The organism is Kitasatospora sp. NPDC058190 (assembly GCF_042883685.1).
Taxonomy (GTDB): domain Bacteria; phylum Actinomycetota; class Actinomycetes; order Streptomycetales; family Streptomycetaceae; genus Kitasatospora.
In genome coordinates, this window is record NZ_JBHVVI010000001.1 from 124647 (window position 1) to 139397 (window position 14751).

Below are 14751 nucleotides of genomic sequence, written 5' to 3' on the forward strand. Positions count from 1 at the left end.
GATGACCCTTTGAAAAGCCGGTGTCGTTGTCAGTGCCGCGTGGCAGGCTTCCCGGTATGACGGCGTGGACCCTCAACGACATCGAACGTGCGATCCGCTCCTCCTGGGGTGTCGACACCTGTGCGCCCGAGGACCTGGCCCACTGGCGTCCCGACAATCCCGCCCGCGGCCAGTGCGGGGTGACGTCGCTGGTGGTGAACGACCTGCTCGGCGGCGAGCTGATGATGGGCGAGGTGCGCGTCGACGGGGTCCGGACGGACCTCCACTGGTGGAACCGCTTCGCCACCGGCTTCGAGATCGACCTCACCCGCGAGCAGTTCGGGCCGGACGAACTGGTCGGCCCCGGCCGCCCGGTCGCCCGTCCGGCCCGCCCCGGCCGGCTCCAGGCCCAGTACGAGTTGCTGCGCCACCGGGTGGTGGCCGAACTGGAGCGCGGGGCCGCCGCGAACCGCAGCCACCGGCGTGCGCGCGTCTGCGCCTGACCACCCCGGCGCCTGACCGCTCCGGCCGTCCGAGCACCCCGGCGCCCGACGACTCCGGAACCCAACCACCCCGGCGCGCGACGACTCCGGAGCCGAGCCACCCGGCGCCGGTCCGCCCTGACGTACAGTCGGCCACGAACGGACGGCTACGGCTACGGCGACGGGAGTGCGCGGATGACCGGGACGACGACGGTCGGTTTCGTGGGGCTGGGCGCGATGGGGCAGGGCATGGCCGGCAGCCTGCTGCGGGCCGGCCACGCCGTACGGGTCTGGAACCGTTCGCCCGAGCCGGTGGCCGCCCTGGTGGCCCAGGGCGCGGAGGCGGCCGGCACGGTCGCCGAGGTCTTCGCCGCCGACACGGTGGTCTCCATGCTGGCCAACGACGAGGCGTTCGAGCGGCTGCTGCTCGACCCCGGGCTGCTGGCGGGCGCGGGCGCGACCCTGCACGTCAACATGGCCACCGTCTCGCTGGCGCTCGCCGAGCGCGCCGAGGCGCTGCACGCCGAGCACGGCATCGGCTACGTCGCCGCGCCAGTCCTCGGCCGGCCCCCGGTCGCGGCGGCGGGCCGGCTCAACATCCTGGCCGCGGGCGCGCCGGAGCTGCTGGAGCGGGCCGAGCCGCTGTTCGCCGCGATGGGCGAGCGGACCTGGCGGTTCGGCGACAGCCCCCGGCAGGCCAACACCGCCAAGATCAGCACCAACTTCCTGCTGGCCTGCGCGATCGAGTCGATGGCCGAGGCGTGCAGCCTGGCCGAGGCCCACGGAGTGCGACCCACCGACCTGGTGGAGATGCTCACCGGCACGCTCTTCCCGGGGCCGGTCTACTCCGGCTACGGCTCGATGGTCGCGGAACGCCGCTACGAGCCGGCCGGGTTCCGGCTGCCGCTCGGGCTCAAGGACGTCGGCCTCGCCCTCGCGGCCGGGGCCGAGCGCAACGTCCCGCTGCCGTTCGGCGGCATCCTGCGGGACGCCTTCCTGGACGCGCTGGCCCACGGCGACGGGGACAAGGACTGGGCCGCCGTCGCCGAGGTCGCCCGTCGCCGGGCCGGGCTGACGGGCTGACGGGCCGGCGGGCTGACGGACTGGCCCACCTGCGGTTCTCCGGGGCGCGGGCGCGGAATAACCGGCGCGCGACGGGTGCTCGCACCTCCGTCCGCAGCACCCGACCGGGGGAGTGTCCGATGTCCGACCAGCCGCCCGGCGCCCAGGCGCCACGCCGTTTCCTGTTCCTCGACGCGAGCGCGCGCGTCGGCGGCAACTCCGAGCGACTCGCCCGGCTGGCCGCCGAGTCGAGTCTGCCGGCCGGCGCGGAGCAGCGCTGGCTGCGGCTCGCCGACCACCCGCTGCCGCCCTTCCAGGACCTGCGGCACACCGGTGACGGCCGCTACCCCGAGCCGGTCGGGCACGAGCGGACCCTGCTGGAGGCCACCCTCGAAGCCACCGACCTGGTCTTCGTCGCGCCGCTGTACTGGTACTCGCTGCCGACCACCGCCAAGCTCTACCTCGACTACTGGTCGGCCTGGTTCCGGGTGCCCGGCCTGGACTTCCGCTCCGCGCTCCGCGGCGGCACCGTCTGGGGCGTCACCGCCCTCGCCACCGGGGACGACAAGGCCGAGCCGCTCATCGGCACGCTCCGGCTGACCGCCGAGTACATGGGGATGCGCTGGGGCGGCGCGCTGCTCGGCAACGGCACCCGCCCGGGGGACGTCCTGCGCGACGAGCGGGCGCTGATCGCGGCCAAGTCCTTCTTCGCGGACTGAGATTCCCCGGCCTCCCCGCGGAGTGACGCATTCACGCCATCCGGGCCCGTGCGGTACCGTCGTCCGGACGTGTACCCGTCACTCCGCGGTCATCTCTTGGCGAGGCATAAAAGCCGTACAGACGGACGGAGTTGGACGATTCGGGCGCCCCGGGGTCGGGCGCGGACCACAGCACGGCACCTGCCTTCCGGAGTGGCTGGATCGTTCGGTACTCTCCGTCGGACTTTCAGCTTCGCGGGGGGTTTCGCGGCGTCTGCGGCCGCCCCCTCGCGCCCGGGCCTCGCCCGGACACTTCCGTGAGGTCTCCTTGTCCATACGTCGCAGTCTTGCCCTTGCCGGCGCCGCCGCGCTCGCCTCCTCGCTCGTGCTGGCCGGCGCCCAGGGCGCCATGGCCGTCGGTGTCACCGGCACGCCGTCCGCCGCCGCCCCGGCCGAGAAGGCGAGCCACCAGGCCCTCGACCTCTCGGTGCACGGCGTTCCCGGCACCTTCATCGCCGGTGGTGACGCCCGCGAGTTCACCTACCGGATCGACAACTCGACGAAGACCGACTTCGTCGCCTTCCCGCTGCTGAAGTTCAAGAACAAGGCGGGCACGCTCAAGGCGAAGGACCTCAAGCTCGAGTACCAGCTGCCGGCCTCGCTGCCCGGCGGCGGCACCTGGAAGACCGCCGTCATCGCCCCCGGTGGCGGCGACGGCGACGACAGCGCCGTGCTGATGTTCCTCGGCGATGTCACCGCCGACGGTGACGCCGCCGACGGCGCCCTGCTCTACCTCGCCCAGGGCAAGAGCGTCGACATCAAGGTCCGCGCCTCCTTCACCAAGGACACCCCGCTGGGCAAGGCCGGTGTCGTGCCGGTGGTCTACTCCGCCGACGTCAACGACGAGAACGACCACGGCGGCTTCAGCTGTGACGGGATCAAGGGCGCCGGCTTCACCATCAAGGCCGGCGGCGGCAAGCCCACCCCGACCCCCACCCCGACCAAGACCGGCAAGCCGAGCCCGACCGCGAGCAGCTCGCCCACGGCCAGCCACACGCCGACCTCCAGCGCGTCGCCGACCGCCCCGGCCACCGCCACCGCGACGGCCACCTCGACCCCCACCACCGAGCCGACGAAGCCCACCGCCGAGCCGACGACGCCGACCACGGCGCCGACCGCCCCGGCCACCGGCACCGGTTCGCCGTCCGCCTCGCCGTCCGACTCCGGTGCGACCGGCGCCCCGGTGCCGTCCGGCGACAGCACCACCGACGCCCCGCAGCCGATCGACTTCCCGGTGCAGAACCCGACCGTCACCCCGCCGAAGATCACCCCGAGCGGTGTCACCAAGGCCAAGACCGCTGCCGCCACCGCGGACAAGTCCCTCGCCACCACTGGTGGCGGTGATCACACCACCGCGATCGCGGCCACCGGCGGCGCCGTCCTGGTCGCCGGTGTCGGCACCCTCGTGGTGCTGCGTCGTCGCAAGTCGGGCCAGCAGAGCTGACCCCAGGGGGAGCTCCGTGAGTGCCGCCGTGCCGCCCGGCCGTCCGTTCGTACGGACACCCGGGCGGCACGGGCGGTACTTCTCCGTCACATAGGATGTCCGGCCGGAGGGGGGCGGAACGGCGGGGAGAGGGACAGGTGCGGGTAGTACGTACGGCACAGACCACCACCGACTACGAAGCCGCGACCGGGCGGATCGCAGGACTTCCGCTCCGCAGGCACCACGTCCTGCTGACCGCCTGGACGATCCTCTGGTTCTTCCTGGTCGAGCCCAGCGGCGGGTTCTCCTGGCACTACCTGCGCCAGGGCGAGCAGCTGCTCTTCAGCCACCAGGCCGACGGCGGCCTCGCGCTCTACGCCCACCACCCCGAGCTGCAGATCGGCCCGGTCAGCCTGGCCGCCGCCCGGCTCACCGCCCCGTTCTCACCGCACGTCGGCCAGCTGGTCGCGGAGGCGGTGAGCGCCGGGCTCGGCCTGGTGATGCTGGTCCTGATCGGCCGCACCGCCGCCCTGTACTACCTGGGCACCGGCACCAACCACCGCCGGCTCCAGCAGCGCCTGCTGATCGCCGGACTGGCGTTCATCCCGATGTGGGTCGAGGTCTCGGTCCGCTTCGCGCACCTGGACGACGTCCTCGCGCTGTTCTTCACCACCCTCGCCGCGCACGCCCTGGCCCGCGGCAAGCCCACCCAGGTCGCGATCTTCCTGGCCCTGGCGGTGGACTCCAAGCCCTGGGCGATCGCCTTCGCCCCGCTGATCCTGGCCCTGCCCCGGCCCGCCTGGCTGCGCACCGTGATCTGGTTCTGCGTCCTGGTGGCGGTCGCCTGGCTGCCGTTCTACCTGGGCAACCTGGACACCCTGGCGGCCGCCAAGTTCACCATCCCGAACCAGCCCGCCTCCGCGCTGCGCTGGTTCGGGGTCACCGACCCCTCCACCCCCTGGTGGGACCGTCCGACCCAGTTCGCGCTCGGCATCGGCCTCGGCTGCGTCGCCGTCTGGCGCGGCCGCTGGCCGGCCGTGGTGCTGCTGGGCGCGGACGCCCGGATCCTGCTCGACCCGAGCGTCTACACGTACTACACGGCCTCGATCCTGCTCGGCACCCTGCTCTGGGACGCGGTCGGACAGAAGCGGCTGGTCCCGTGGTGGAGCTGGATCGCGCTGGCCGCGCTGTACGGCGGCACGCTGTTCCTCCCGTCCGACTCGGCCCGCGGCTTCGTCCGGCTCGCCTTCGTGGTGGTCTCCGCCGGGTACGTGCTGTTCTGGCCCACCCAACGGACCCGGCGACCCCGCCCCCCGGCCCAGGGCGGCGACGGACGCCGCCGCACCGCCCGGCGGCGCGAGCGGGTGCTGGTCGGCGCGGGCACCTGAGACCCTCCGCGCCGACGGTTCGACCCTGTGGCTTGACCCTCACGCGACGTGAGAGCGGAGGGTTGTGGTCAGCACCAGGGAGGGAACCCGGATGAACGAGGACTACTCGGTCGGCGCCGTGGCGAAGATCGCCAAGGTCACCGTCCGCGCCCTGCACCACTACGACGAGATCGGACTGCTGTCCCCCGCGGGCCGCACCCGGACCGGCTACCGCCGGTACGTGGACGCCGACCTCGACCGGCTGCAGCAGATCCTGTTCTACCGCGAGCTCGGATTCCCCCTGGAGGAGATCGCGGCGATCCTGGACGACGACTCGGTCAGCCCGAGCGAACACCTCCGGCGGCAGCACCGACTGCTCACCGACCGGATCAGGCACCTCCAGGAACTCGCCACCGCCGTCGAACACGCCATGGAGGCACGCAGGATGGGCATTCAGCTGACCCCGGAGGAGAAGTTCGAGATCTTCGGTGAGGGCTACCGCGAGGAGTGGGAGCAGGAGGCCGAGCAGCGCTGGGGCGACACCGAGGCCTGGGCCGAGTCCCAGCGCCGCACCGGCGGCTACACCAAGGCCGACTGGCAGCGCATCCAGAACGAGATGACCGAGCTCAACAACCGCCTGGTGGAGGCGGTCACCGCCGGCGAGCCCGCCGACGGCACCGCGGCCATGGACCTCGCCGAGGCCCACCGGCAGCACATCTGCCGGAACTTCTACGACTGCACGTTCACCATCCACCGCGGTCTGGCGTGCCTGTACGTCTCGGACCCGCGCTGGACCACCACCTACGAGGACCTCGCCCCCGGCCTGGCGCAGTGGCTGCACGACGCCATCCTCGCCAACGCGGACCGGAGCGAGAAGGCGTAGCCGCCGCCACGGGGGGAGCGGCGGCCACGGGGGAGCCGCCGGTACGGGGGAAGCGGCGGCTACGCCACCCCGCGCCCGAAGGAGCGCCGGTAGGCGGTCGGTGAGGTGCGCATCACCCGGCCGAAGTGGTGGCGGAAGGTCGCCGCACTCTCGAAGCCGACCGCCGCGGCGATCTCCTCCACCGTCCCGTCCGGGGACTCCAGCAACGACAGACTGGCCGCGATGCGCTGGGTGACGACCCAGCGCATCGGGCTGGTGCCGTTGCGCGCGGTGAAGTGCCGCAGGTACGAGCGGTCCGACATCCGGGCCGCCCGGGCCAGCACCGAGACGGTCAGCTGGTCGGCCAGGTGGTCCAGCGCCCACTGCATGCTGCGGGCGATCCCGTCGTCCTCCTCCTCGACCGGCCGGACGGCGGCCTCGATGAACTGCGCCTGCCCGCCGTCCCGGTGCGGCGCCACCACGAAGCGACGGGCCACGGTGTTGGCCACCTTGGCGCCGTGGTCCCGCCGGACCAGGTGCAGGCACAGGTCGATCCCCGCCGCGCTGCCCGCGCTGGTGAGCACGTCACCGTTGTCCACGTACAGCACGTCCGGGTTGACCAGCACCTTCGGGTAGCGCTGCTGGAGCAGTTCGGCGTACCGCCAGTGGGTGGTGGCCTCCCGGCCGTCCAGCAGCCCGGCGGCGGCCAGCGCGAAGGCGCCCGAGCAGATCGACACGATCCGGGCGCCGCGCTCGTGCGCCGTCCGCAGCGCCTCGACCAGTTCGGGGGACACTTCGCCGCTGAAGGCGTTGCGCACCCCCGGGACCACCACGGTGTCGGCGGCCGCCAGGTCGTCCAGCCCGTACTTGGCGGTCAGCGCGAAGCCGCCCACCGCGTCCAACTCCGTCCCGGGCCGGTCGGCGCACACCTTCAGCCCGTACCAGGGCGCGGCCAGCAGGCCGCTCAGCTCCGGCCGCGCCAGCCCGAACACCTCGACCACCACGCCGAGTTCGAACGGCGCCATGCCCTCGAAGGCGTACACCGCGACATCGTGCACGGGCTCCGGGCGACGGCCGATGACGACGGCCACCGGGCGCGGTCGGACGTCCGCGCCGGCGTCCGCGCCGGCCGTGCTCTCGACGTGCTGCCCGGCGTGCTGCTCGGCCATGCGAACCCCCTGCTCACGGGTGGCGGAATCCCGGTGAGTGTAGCCGTCGTGGCCACCTCGGAACTTTTCGCGAATCCCCCTGCAACCTCCACGCCCGTCACACGTCCATTGCTACGGGGGCGGAGAGAACCGGGCCGAGGGCGGCTGCGAGGATCTCCCCGATCACGATCTTGATCAGGTGACCTGACGGTCCGGCGAACGCCGTCACCGTCCCGGGGGAAAGCAGACCGTACATGTCCATGGCCATCGGGCCGATCGCCGTGCCGGCGGGGCGGCGCGGCTTCTCCGTCCGCGGCGTGGTCGCCGCGCTGTTCGGCGCGCAGGAGGCCCAGGAGGCCGGCGCGCCGACCGCCGACCTCAGCTCCGACCAGCAGGCGGCACAGCGCCGCTCCGGCTTCCGGCTGCTGCGCGGCGGGCGCAAGCCCGCGGAGGAGCGGCCCACCCTGACCGACCTGTACCACGCCCACCGGCTGGGCCTGGTGCGGATGGCCGTGCTCCTGGTGGACCATCAGGACCTGGCCGAGGACGTCGTGCAGGAAGCTTTCACCCAGCTCTACCAGCGCCATGGCGAGAACCTGGACGACCTCGACAACGCCCTCGGATACCTGCGGACCGCGGTGGTCAACGGCGCCCGCTCGATGCTGCGCCGCCGCAAGACCGCCCGGGAGTACGTGCCCCCGCACGAGGCCGACGCGCCCTCCGCCGAGGACCACGCGGTGCTCAACGACGAGCACCGGCGAGTCCTCGTCGCCCTGCAGGAGTTGACCCCCCGCCAGCGTGAGGTGCTGGTGCTGCGCTACTGGTCCGACATGTCGGAGGCGCAGATAGCCGAGACCCTGGGACTCTCCCGGGGCGCCGTGAAGTCCACCGCCAGCCGGGCCCTGGACGCCTTGGAAAAGCACCTGGAGAAGGTTCGATGACCGACAAGTTCCCCCGCTCGGGCGGCGGTGACGGCGACGGGCCGGCCGAGACCCCGATGGAACGGCTGCTCCGCGAGGCGATGAACGCCCGGGCCTCCATGGTCAACGCCCACGACCTGCGCCCGGCCGCACCCCCGAAGGGCCGGATCCGCAGGCTGCGCCCGGTGTACCTGACCACCGCGCCGATCCTCGCCCTGGCCGCGTCCCTGGCCATCGGCGTGCTCGCCATCCACGGCGACCCGGTCGCCAAGCAGGACGTCCCCCCGCCCCCGGCCGCCAGCATCACCACCTCCCCGAGCCCGACGGCCACCCCGACCCCGACGGACACCCCGAGCCCGACGGCCGCCCCCACCCCCACCGACACCGGCACCCCGACCGGTGACGCGGAGACGGACGTCCCGCTCGCGGACGCCACCCCGTCCTCCAGTCCCACGGCGACCAGCCCGGCGAGCTCGTACACCCTTCGGGGCGTCAAGTTCAAGGTCCCGGCCGGCTGGAAGGCCGTGCCGGTCTCGGCCGACCGGGTCTGCGTCCTGAGCCCGGGCGCCCCCACGGACCCGCAGCAGAACTGGAAGCAGGCGCAGTGCGAGCCGTACGGCGTCCTGGTCGTGGCCTACAACAGCCCGGACGAACTCGAAGGCGGCGCCTGGCCCACGACGGCCGACCTGGCCTCCGCCAGCGGCTGGGGCCACCAGCCGAACTGCCCCATCTGGGGCCGGCCCTACTTCCCCACCAACGGTTACTCCTCGGTCGGCGCGCCGGTGCGGACCAAGCCCACCGTGGCGGGGAAGACGATCGACAAGACGCAGTGGAACGTCGGCTGCAATGCCGGTGACACCTTCACGGCCCAGCTGTGGGGCATGAGTTCGGACCAGGTCTTCGTCGTGGCGAACGGGCTCAAGGAGGACTACCAGGCGGGCCTGACGACGATCGTCAACAGCCTGGACGTGAGCGGCCACAAGGCGCCGAGCCCGACGTCCACCCCGACCGCGGCGACCAGCAAGGACATCGCCGTCGCGATCGACGCCAGCGGTCTCGGCGCCGGGCAGCAGGTGTCCACGAGCGGCACTCCGGTGACGTTCACGGTGACGTACCGGAACACCGGCCAGAAGGCCTACGCGCAGGTCCAGCCGCTGGTGTACACCAAGGATTACCCGGGGAGCCCAGGCGAGGCCCTCCCGATCAACGCGGGCAAGCTGGAGCGCCAGGACGCAGGCTCCTGGGTCCAGATTCCGCTCTCGGTCGGGGGCGGCATGGACTACGCGATGGTGGACAAGGCGGCCTGGTTCTCGCTGGCGCCGGGCGAGAGTCGGAAGGTGACGTACCGGATGTCCCTGGACCCGGCGGACGGGCCCGGGGAGATGCCGCTGGTCGCCCAGGCGACGCTGCCGTACCCGCCGGGGACGCTGGCGCCGCTGACCGTCCTGGGAGAGGTGAGCCAGGTGGTGAAGGTCGTGAAGTAGCCCTCCCGCGGCTGTTCTTGAGGCGCCGCGACCAGGATTTTCCCTGGTCGCGGCGCCTTTCGGCGTTCCGGGGCGAGGCCGCGAAGAAATTTCCGAACCCACCTGCAACCCCCTGCCGGGATGGACGTCTATCAGGGTGAGAGGCGGGGAGAGCGAGCCGGCGGGGCCGGAGCTCGGGCCGGCTCCTCGGGGCGCGAAGGCAAGGCGCCCGTTCATCCGATCACCACCATCACCGTGTCCTCTGGGGGGACTGTCACATGAGCGCGTCCGTTATCGCCCGTATTGCGAAGATTGTCCCTCTCGCTGTCGTCGCCGCCATCGGTGTCTCCGCCTGCGACTCCCCGGAGAACGGTGTCCAGGCCGCCCCGAGCGCCACGCGTTCCGCCGCTCCTGCGGTCACCGCACCGTCGACCCCCGCCGGCACCCCGTCGACCACCCCCTCCGCCACCCCCTCCGCGCCCGCGCCGACCAGCGGGACCCCCGCCGCCGGGGCGTCGACCCCCGCCGCGGACCACCGGGGCGCGGCCACCCCGACGGCCACCCCGACCGCCAAGCCCACCGCCACCGCGAAGCCCAGCGCCAAGCCCACCGCCAAGCCCACCGCCACGGCCACCGAGCCCGCGTCGTCCGGTGGAATCGGGATCACCTTCGACGGCCTGGGCGAGGGCCAGCGGATCCAGGTGGGTGACAAGGTCTCCTTCTCGGTGACCTGGAAGAACAACGACTCCACGGGCAGCCGTCAGGTGGCGCCGGTGGTGGCGACCCAGCAGTACGAGGGCGCACCGTGCTCGATGGTTCTCGCGATGGCGGAGGGCACGCTGGAGCGCAAGGACGCCTCCGGCTGGAAGGCCCTGCCGTCGCTGAGCCAGGGCGGCGGCATGGACTACGCCTCCACCGGCAACGACGCGGCCTTCACCCTGGCCGCCGGCGAGAGCCGGACGGTCGAGTACCGGATGCGGCTGGACGTGAGCAACCGTCCGGGCAGCCTGGCCGTCGAGGCGGACGCCCCGGCCCCGCACGCCACGTCGTTCAAGGACATGGAGAAGAACGTGGTGACCACGAAGGTCGTCGACGACCACCGCCCGGTGGTGAACTCGGTCTCCGACCCGAGCCTGCTGGTCTTCGGCGGGGCCCCGACCGAGTTCTCCTACACGCTCTCCTCGCCGGACGGGGTCACCCGGCTGCACCCGTCGGTGTTCCTGTCCGCCCGGAACAGCCAGCAGCTGTCCGCGTCGGACGTGGTGGTGCAGGCGAAGGTCGGCAACGAGTGGAAGACCTTCAAGACGGTCCAGGACTGCAACGGTCGGCTCGGGGTGGAGCCGACCGAGCTGGCGGACCTCCTCCCGGGCAGCTCGGTCCCGTACACCTTCCGGGTCGCGGTGGCGCGGTTCGCCGGGCCGGTGGCCATCGAGGTCGGCGGGGTCGCGGGCGGCCACCACAGCGCGGACTCCCTGGTCCAGCCGTACAGCAAGGGCTGAGCCCGCACCTGGCGGACGACCTCCGCCGAAGCCGAAGGGGCCGGCCTCCCACTGCTCGGGAGGCCGGCCCCTTCATCGGGTCCGTCGTGCGGTGGGTCAGGCGAGCGAGGCCATCCACGCCTCGACGTCCTCGGAGCGGCGCGGCAGCCCCGCCGAGAGGTTCTCGTTGCCCTCGGCGGTGACCAGGATGTCGTCCTCGATCCGGACGCCGATGCCGCGGTACTCCTCCGGCACGGTCAGGTCGTCCTGCTGGAAGTACAGGCCGGGCTCGACGGTGAGCACCATGCCGGGCACCAGCAGGGCGTCGACGTGCTCCTCGCGGCGCGAGTGGGCGCAGTCGTGGACGTCCAGGCCGAGCATGTGGCCGGTGCCGTGCAGGGTCCAGCGGCGCTGCAGGCCGAGCTCCAGGACCTTCTCGACGTCGTACGCCGAGGCGTCCAGCAGGCCCCAGGCGAGCAGGCGTTCGGCGAGGACGCGCTGCGAGGCCTCGTGGAAGTCGCGGAAGCGGGCGCCCGGCTTGACCGCGGCAATGCCGGCCTCCTGGGCGTCGTACACCGCGTCGTAGATCTTGCGCTGCAGCTCGGTGAAGCGGCCGTTGATCGGCAGGCTGCGGGTGACGTCGGCGGTGTAGAGGGTGTGGGTCTCCACACCCGCGTCCAGCAGCAGGAGCTCGCCGGGGCGCACGTCGCCGTCGTTGCGGACCCAGTGCAGGGTGGTGGCGTGCGGGCCGGCCGCGGCGATGGTGCCGTAGCCGACGTCGTTGCCCTCGACCCGGGCACGGCGCCAGAAGGTGCCCTCGATCCAGCGCTCCGAGGTGGCGACGGCCTGACCGAGCTCGCGGACCACGTCGGTGAAGCCGTTGACGGTGGCGTCGCAGGCGGCGCGCAGCTCGCCGATCTCCCACTCGTCCTTGACCAGCCGCAGGCCGCTGAGGAACTCCTTGAACTCGGCGTCCTTGTCGGCGTCCAGCACCTCGGCCAGCGCGGCCTCCAGGCCGGCGTCGTAGCCGCGGACGATGCGGGTCGGCACGGCGGCGTCCCCGGCCCGCTCGGCCAGCTCTTCGGCGGCCTTGCGGACGTCGCGCGCGGGCAGGCCGAGCAGCTGCTCCTGCTCGGTCAGGCTGTGTCGGCGGCCGACCCACAGCTCGCCGTAGCCGTCCAGCCAGAACTCGCCGTTCTCGCGGTTCGAGCGGGGCAGCAGGTAGAGGGTGAACTCGTGGCCGGCCTCGCCGGTCGGCTCGGCGACCAGCACCGCGTCCTCGGTCTGGTCACCGGTGAGGTGCACGTACTCGCTGGCGGCGCGGAAGCTGTAGTCGGTGTCGTTGGCGCGCACCCGCAGGTTGCCGGCGGGGACGACCAGGCGCTGGCCCGGGTAGGCGGCGGAGAGCTTGGCGCGGCGCTCGGCCGCGTACGGGGCCTGGGCGATCGGGGCGAGGCCGTGCAGCTCGGTGTCCGCCCAGCCGGACTTCATCGAGGCGGACAGCTCGTCCGAGATCTCGCCGTAGAGGCCGTTCTTGCGGCCACTGAACTGCCGCGGCTCCTCGCCGCCATCGGCCTCGGGGTTCTCGGCCACCGCGGGGGTCCGGTCCTCGGTCACGTGCAACGCCTCCTTGGGGGTGGTACCGCCGCCCGTCGGGGGAGGTGTCGGATCGCGACACGCGCGGGCGGCCGTGCGTCCATGGTACGGACGCCCGGCCGCTCACCGATTCGGGGTTCGTATGCCTACTCGAAGCGCGCCGCCAGCATCATCAGGTCGTCGGTGGCCGGGGCGGCGTCCGGGCCGGGGCAGACGGCCAGCAGGTGGGCGCAGAGCCGGTCCGGGTCGATCCGCACGTCGCGCGGGGCGCCGGCGGCGGCCCGGCGCAGGTTGGCCTGCCCGGCGTGCAGGGTCGGGCCGCAGCGGCGGGCCAGGCCCTCGGTGTAGAGCAGCAGGGTGTCGCCGCGCTCGGCGGTGAACTCCACCCCGGGTGCCTCCCAGCAGGTCAGCATGCCGAGCGGTGCGGAGAGCGAGGTCTCGACGAACTCGGCGCCGTGCCGGCCGACCAGGATCGGCGGGCAGTGCCCGGCGCCGGCGAGGGTGATCCGGCGCTCCTCGGGCTCGACCCAGGCGTAGACGGCGGTGGCGGTGCGGCCCGGCTCGGTGGTCTTGAGCAGCAGCTCCAGGTCGCCGAGGACGGAGACCGGGTCCTCGCCCTCCAGCACCGCGTACGCCCGCAGCGCGGCCCGGACCCGGCCCATCGCGGCGGCCGCGCCGGGGGCGGAGCCGGGGCCCGCGCCGGGGCCGTCGCCGGAGACCGAGCCGACGGTGAGGCCGACGGTGCCGTCCGGCAGCGGGATGGCGTCGTACCAGTCGCTGCCGCAGGAGTGGTCCAGGCCGGCCGGGAGGAGCCGGGCGGCCAGCCGCAGCCCGTCCGGCCGGGGGAGGTGGTCCGGCAGCAGGCCGCGGCGCAGCGCTTCGGTGGTGCGGCGGGTGCGTTCGGCCTCCAGCTGCTTGGCGAGCAGCGGGGCGGCGATCTCGCAGTAGCGGAGGGCGAGTTCGCGCCGGCGGTCGGCGGGCTCGGCGGGCCGGTCGTAGAACCAGACGGCGGCTGCGAGCGGGCCGTCCTCGGCGGTGGCGAGCGGCAGGCCGAAGGCGCCGCCGAGGCCGAGGTGGACGGCGAGTTCGCGCAGCCGGGCGCCGATGGCCGGGTCCTCGGCGAGGTCGGCGGAGTGCAGCTGTTCGGGTCGGTCCTGTTCGCGCAGCAGCCGGGCGAGCAGGCTCTGCTCGGTCGGGACGGTCTCCAGGGCGCCGAGACTGGCCCGGTCGAGGCCGAGGCCGACCGGCTGGCCGGGGCCGCCGTCGGGCATCAGGGTGACCAGGACGCCGCGGCCGGCGCCGAGCAGCGCGGCGCCGGAGGCGAGGACGGCGTCCAGGGTGGCGGCGAGGCCGCGGGCGCGGGCGAGCCGTTCGGTGTGCTCGTGCAGGCTGGTGATGTCGGACAGGCGTCCGGCCAAACGGTCCTGCACGGTGGCGGACGGTGCCGTGAGGTCGTCCGCGGCGCCCTCCGGCGCGTCGGCGGGGGCGAGCAGGCCGGGCGGGTCGAGGACGGTGAGCCCGCCCGCGCAACCGGGTTCGCCCAGCTCGGCAGTCGTCGGCGACGGGTGGGACGTCGACGCGTGGGACTCGGTCATGCCGCCACTCCTGACGCGGTGCTACGTGCCATGCGAAACCCCCAGATACGGCCCGATGTGGAGCGAGCACGGCCAAAGGGCGTGTTTCGCCTCGATTCGCTACTACTCGTCATTGATCGACAGCAATGCCACCACTTCTACACAGGCCATTCGGGGCATGTCCAGATCCAGGACGACGCGGTGGCCGGTTCCACGTCGTCATCACTCCGGTCGGAGGGCGTGCGTGGTCGGTGTGCGCGCCGGTCGGGTCCGGAGGCATGGAGCGGGCCGGGAGCGGGCAGAACCGAGAGGACGGACCGGGCGGCCGTCCGGATCGTATGTCCGTGCCGCCCGTGCGGCGGGCTGTCCGGAAGTCTCTCACTCGTACGGTGGAACCAAGCGCGCCCGGGCGGCGTCCATCCGGTCGCATACGGGATTCTCGTTCCAAGGGCTGTTCCAGTGCGCGGCCCTTCTCATGTCGTGCTCCACACCGTGCTCCACGTCGTAGCCGCGCCGTCCGCCATGCCGCCCGCCCCCCGCTTCGCGCCGCCCGGGGCCGTGCCGTCGCGGGCCCGCGTGGCGAGTCCCGCCGGATGCCGTGGGGCGGAGCGAACCGAGCGGTCAGGGAAAGGAACGAGC

General features: G+C 73.2%; 13 protein-coding genes. 9 read left to right on the forward strand and 4 right to left on the reverse strand.

The genetic code is table 11. The features are described 5' to 3' along the window. The first annotated feature begins 56 nt into the window (after nt 1-56). The 6 genes from ACFVWU_RS00560 to ACFVWU_RS00585 all read left to right on the forward strand — a co-directional run bounded on the left by ACFVWU_RS00560 (nt 57) and on the right by ACFVWU_RS00585 (nt 5954). Entirely contained in the window at nt 57-482 is a 426-nt protein-coding gene (locus ACFVWU_RS00560) for a hypothetical protein (protein ID WP_387613502.1), read from the forward strand. Between the two features lie 174 nt (nt 483-656). After that, nucleotides 657-1544 (forward strand): NAD(P)-dependent oxidoreductase, encoded by an 888-nt coding sequence (locus ACFVWU_RS00565; RefSeq protein WP_387613505.1) that lies wholly within the window; start codon nt 657-659, stop codon nt 1542-1544. A 119-nt stretch (nt 1545-1663) separates the two neighbouring features. After that, entirely contained in the window at nt 1664-2242 is a 579-nt protein-coding gene (locus ACFVWU_RS00570; protein WP_387613508.1) for a flavodoxin family protein, read from the forward strand. 307 nt (nt 2243-2549) lie between these two features. Then, nucleotides 2550-3725 carry an LPXTG cell wall anchor domain-containing protein gene (locus ACFVWU_RS00575; protein ID WP_387613511.1) on the forward strand — a complete coding sequence of 392 codons (1176 nt, stop codon included), beginning with the start codon at nt 2550-2552 and terminating at the stop codon, nt 3723-3725. A 137-nt stretch (nt 3726-3862) separates the two neighbouring features. Next, nucleotides 3863-5092, forward strand: coding sequence for a hypothetical protein (locus tag ACFVWU_RS00580; protein ID WP_387613514.1), 1230 nt, complete (start codon nt 3863-3865; stop codon nt 5090-5092). Between the two features lie 91 nt (nt 5093-5183). Continuing rightward, nucleotides 5184-5954 carry a MerR family transcriptional regulator gene (locus ACFVWU_RS00585; RefSeq protein ID WP_387613516.1) on the forward strand — a complete coding sequence of 257 codons (771 nt, stop codon included), beginning with the start codon at nt 5184-5186 and terminating at the stop codon, nt 5952-5954. A gap of 59 nt (nt 5955-6013) precedes the next feature. Here ACFVWU_RS00585 and ACFVWU_RS00590 read toward each other — a convergent pair whose 3' ends face one another. Both ACFVWU_RS00590 and ACFVWU_RS00595 read right to left on the reverse strand, forming a co-directional pair. Next, nucleotides 6014-7102 carry a helix-turn-helix domain-containing protein gene (locus ACFVWU_RS00590; RefSeq protein ID WP_387613519.1) on the reverse strand — a complete coding sequence of 363 codons (1089 nt, stop codon included), beginning with the start codon at nt 7100-7102 and terminating at the stop codon, nt 6014-6016. A 97-nt stretch (nt 7103-7199) separates the two neighbouring features. Further along, nucleotides 7200-7337 carry a hypothetical protein gene (locus ACFVWU_RS00595; protein WP_387613521.1) on the reverse strand — a complete coding sequence of 46 codons (138 nt, stop codon included), beginning with the start codon at nt 7335-7337 and terminating at the stop codon, nt 7200-7202. Between ACFVWU_RS00595 and ACFVWU_RS00600 the strand changes: the two genes are divergently transcribed. The 3 genes from ACFVWU_RS00600 (at nt 7336) to ACFVWU_RS00610 (ending at nt 10963) form a co-directional block, all read left to right on the forward strand. Continuing rightward, nucleotides 7336-8022: an RNA polymerase sigma factor gene (locus tag ACFVWU_RS00600; protein ID WP_387613523.1), complete on the forward strand. Its 687-nt coding sequence runs from the start codon at nt 7336-7338 to the stop codon at nt 8020-8022. The genes ACFVWU_RS00595 and ACFVWU_RS00600 overlap by 2 nt on opposite strands. Beyond that, nucleotides 8019-9485 carry a hypothetical protein gene (locus ACFVWU_RS00605; protein ID WP_387613525.1) on the forward strand — a complete coding sequence of 489 codons (1467 nt, stop codon included), beginning with the start codon at nt 8019-8021 and terminating at the stop codon, nt 9483-9485. The genes ACFVWU_RS00600 and ACFVWU_RS00605 overlap by 4 nt, the downstream gene beginning before the upstream one ends. Nucleotides 9486-9742: 257 nt before the next feature. Then, complete coding sequence (locus ACFVWU_RS00610) at nt 9743-10963, forward strand: hypothetical protein (protein WP_387613527.1); 1221 nt, start codon at nt 9743-9745, stop codon at nt 10961-10963. A 96-nt stretch (nt 10964-11059) separates the two neighbouring features. Here ACFVWU_RS00610 and ACFVWU_RS00615 read toward each other — a convergent pair whose 3' ends face one another. Both ACFVWU_RS00615 and ACFVWU_RS00620 read right to left on the reverse strand, forming a co-directional pair. After that, nucleotides 11060-12559, reverse strand: a complete 1500-nt coding sequence (locus ACFVWU_RS00615) for an aminopeptidase P family protein (RefSeq protein WP_387613529.1) — start codon at nt 12557-12559, stop codon at nt 11060-11062. 125 nt (nt 12560-12684) lie between these two features. After that, entirely contained in the window at nt 12685-14133 is a 1449-nt protein-coding gene (locus ACFVWU_RS00620; protein WP_387613531.1) for a PP2C family protein-serine/threonine phosphatase, read from the reverse strand. Nucleotides 14134-14751 lie beyond the last annotated feature (618 nt).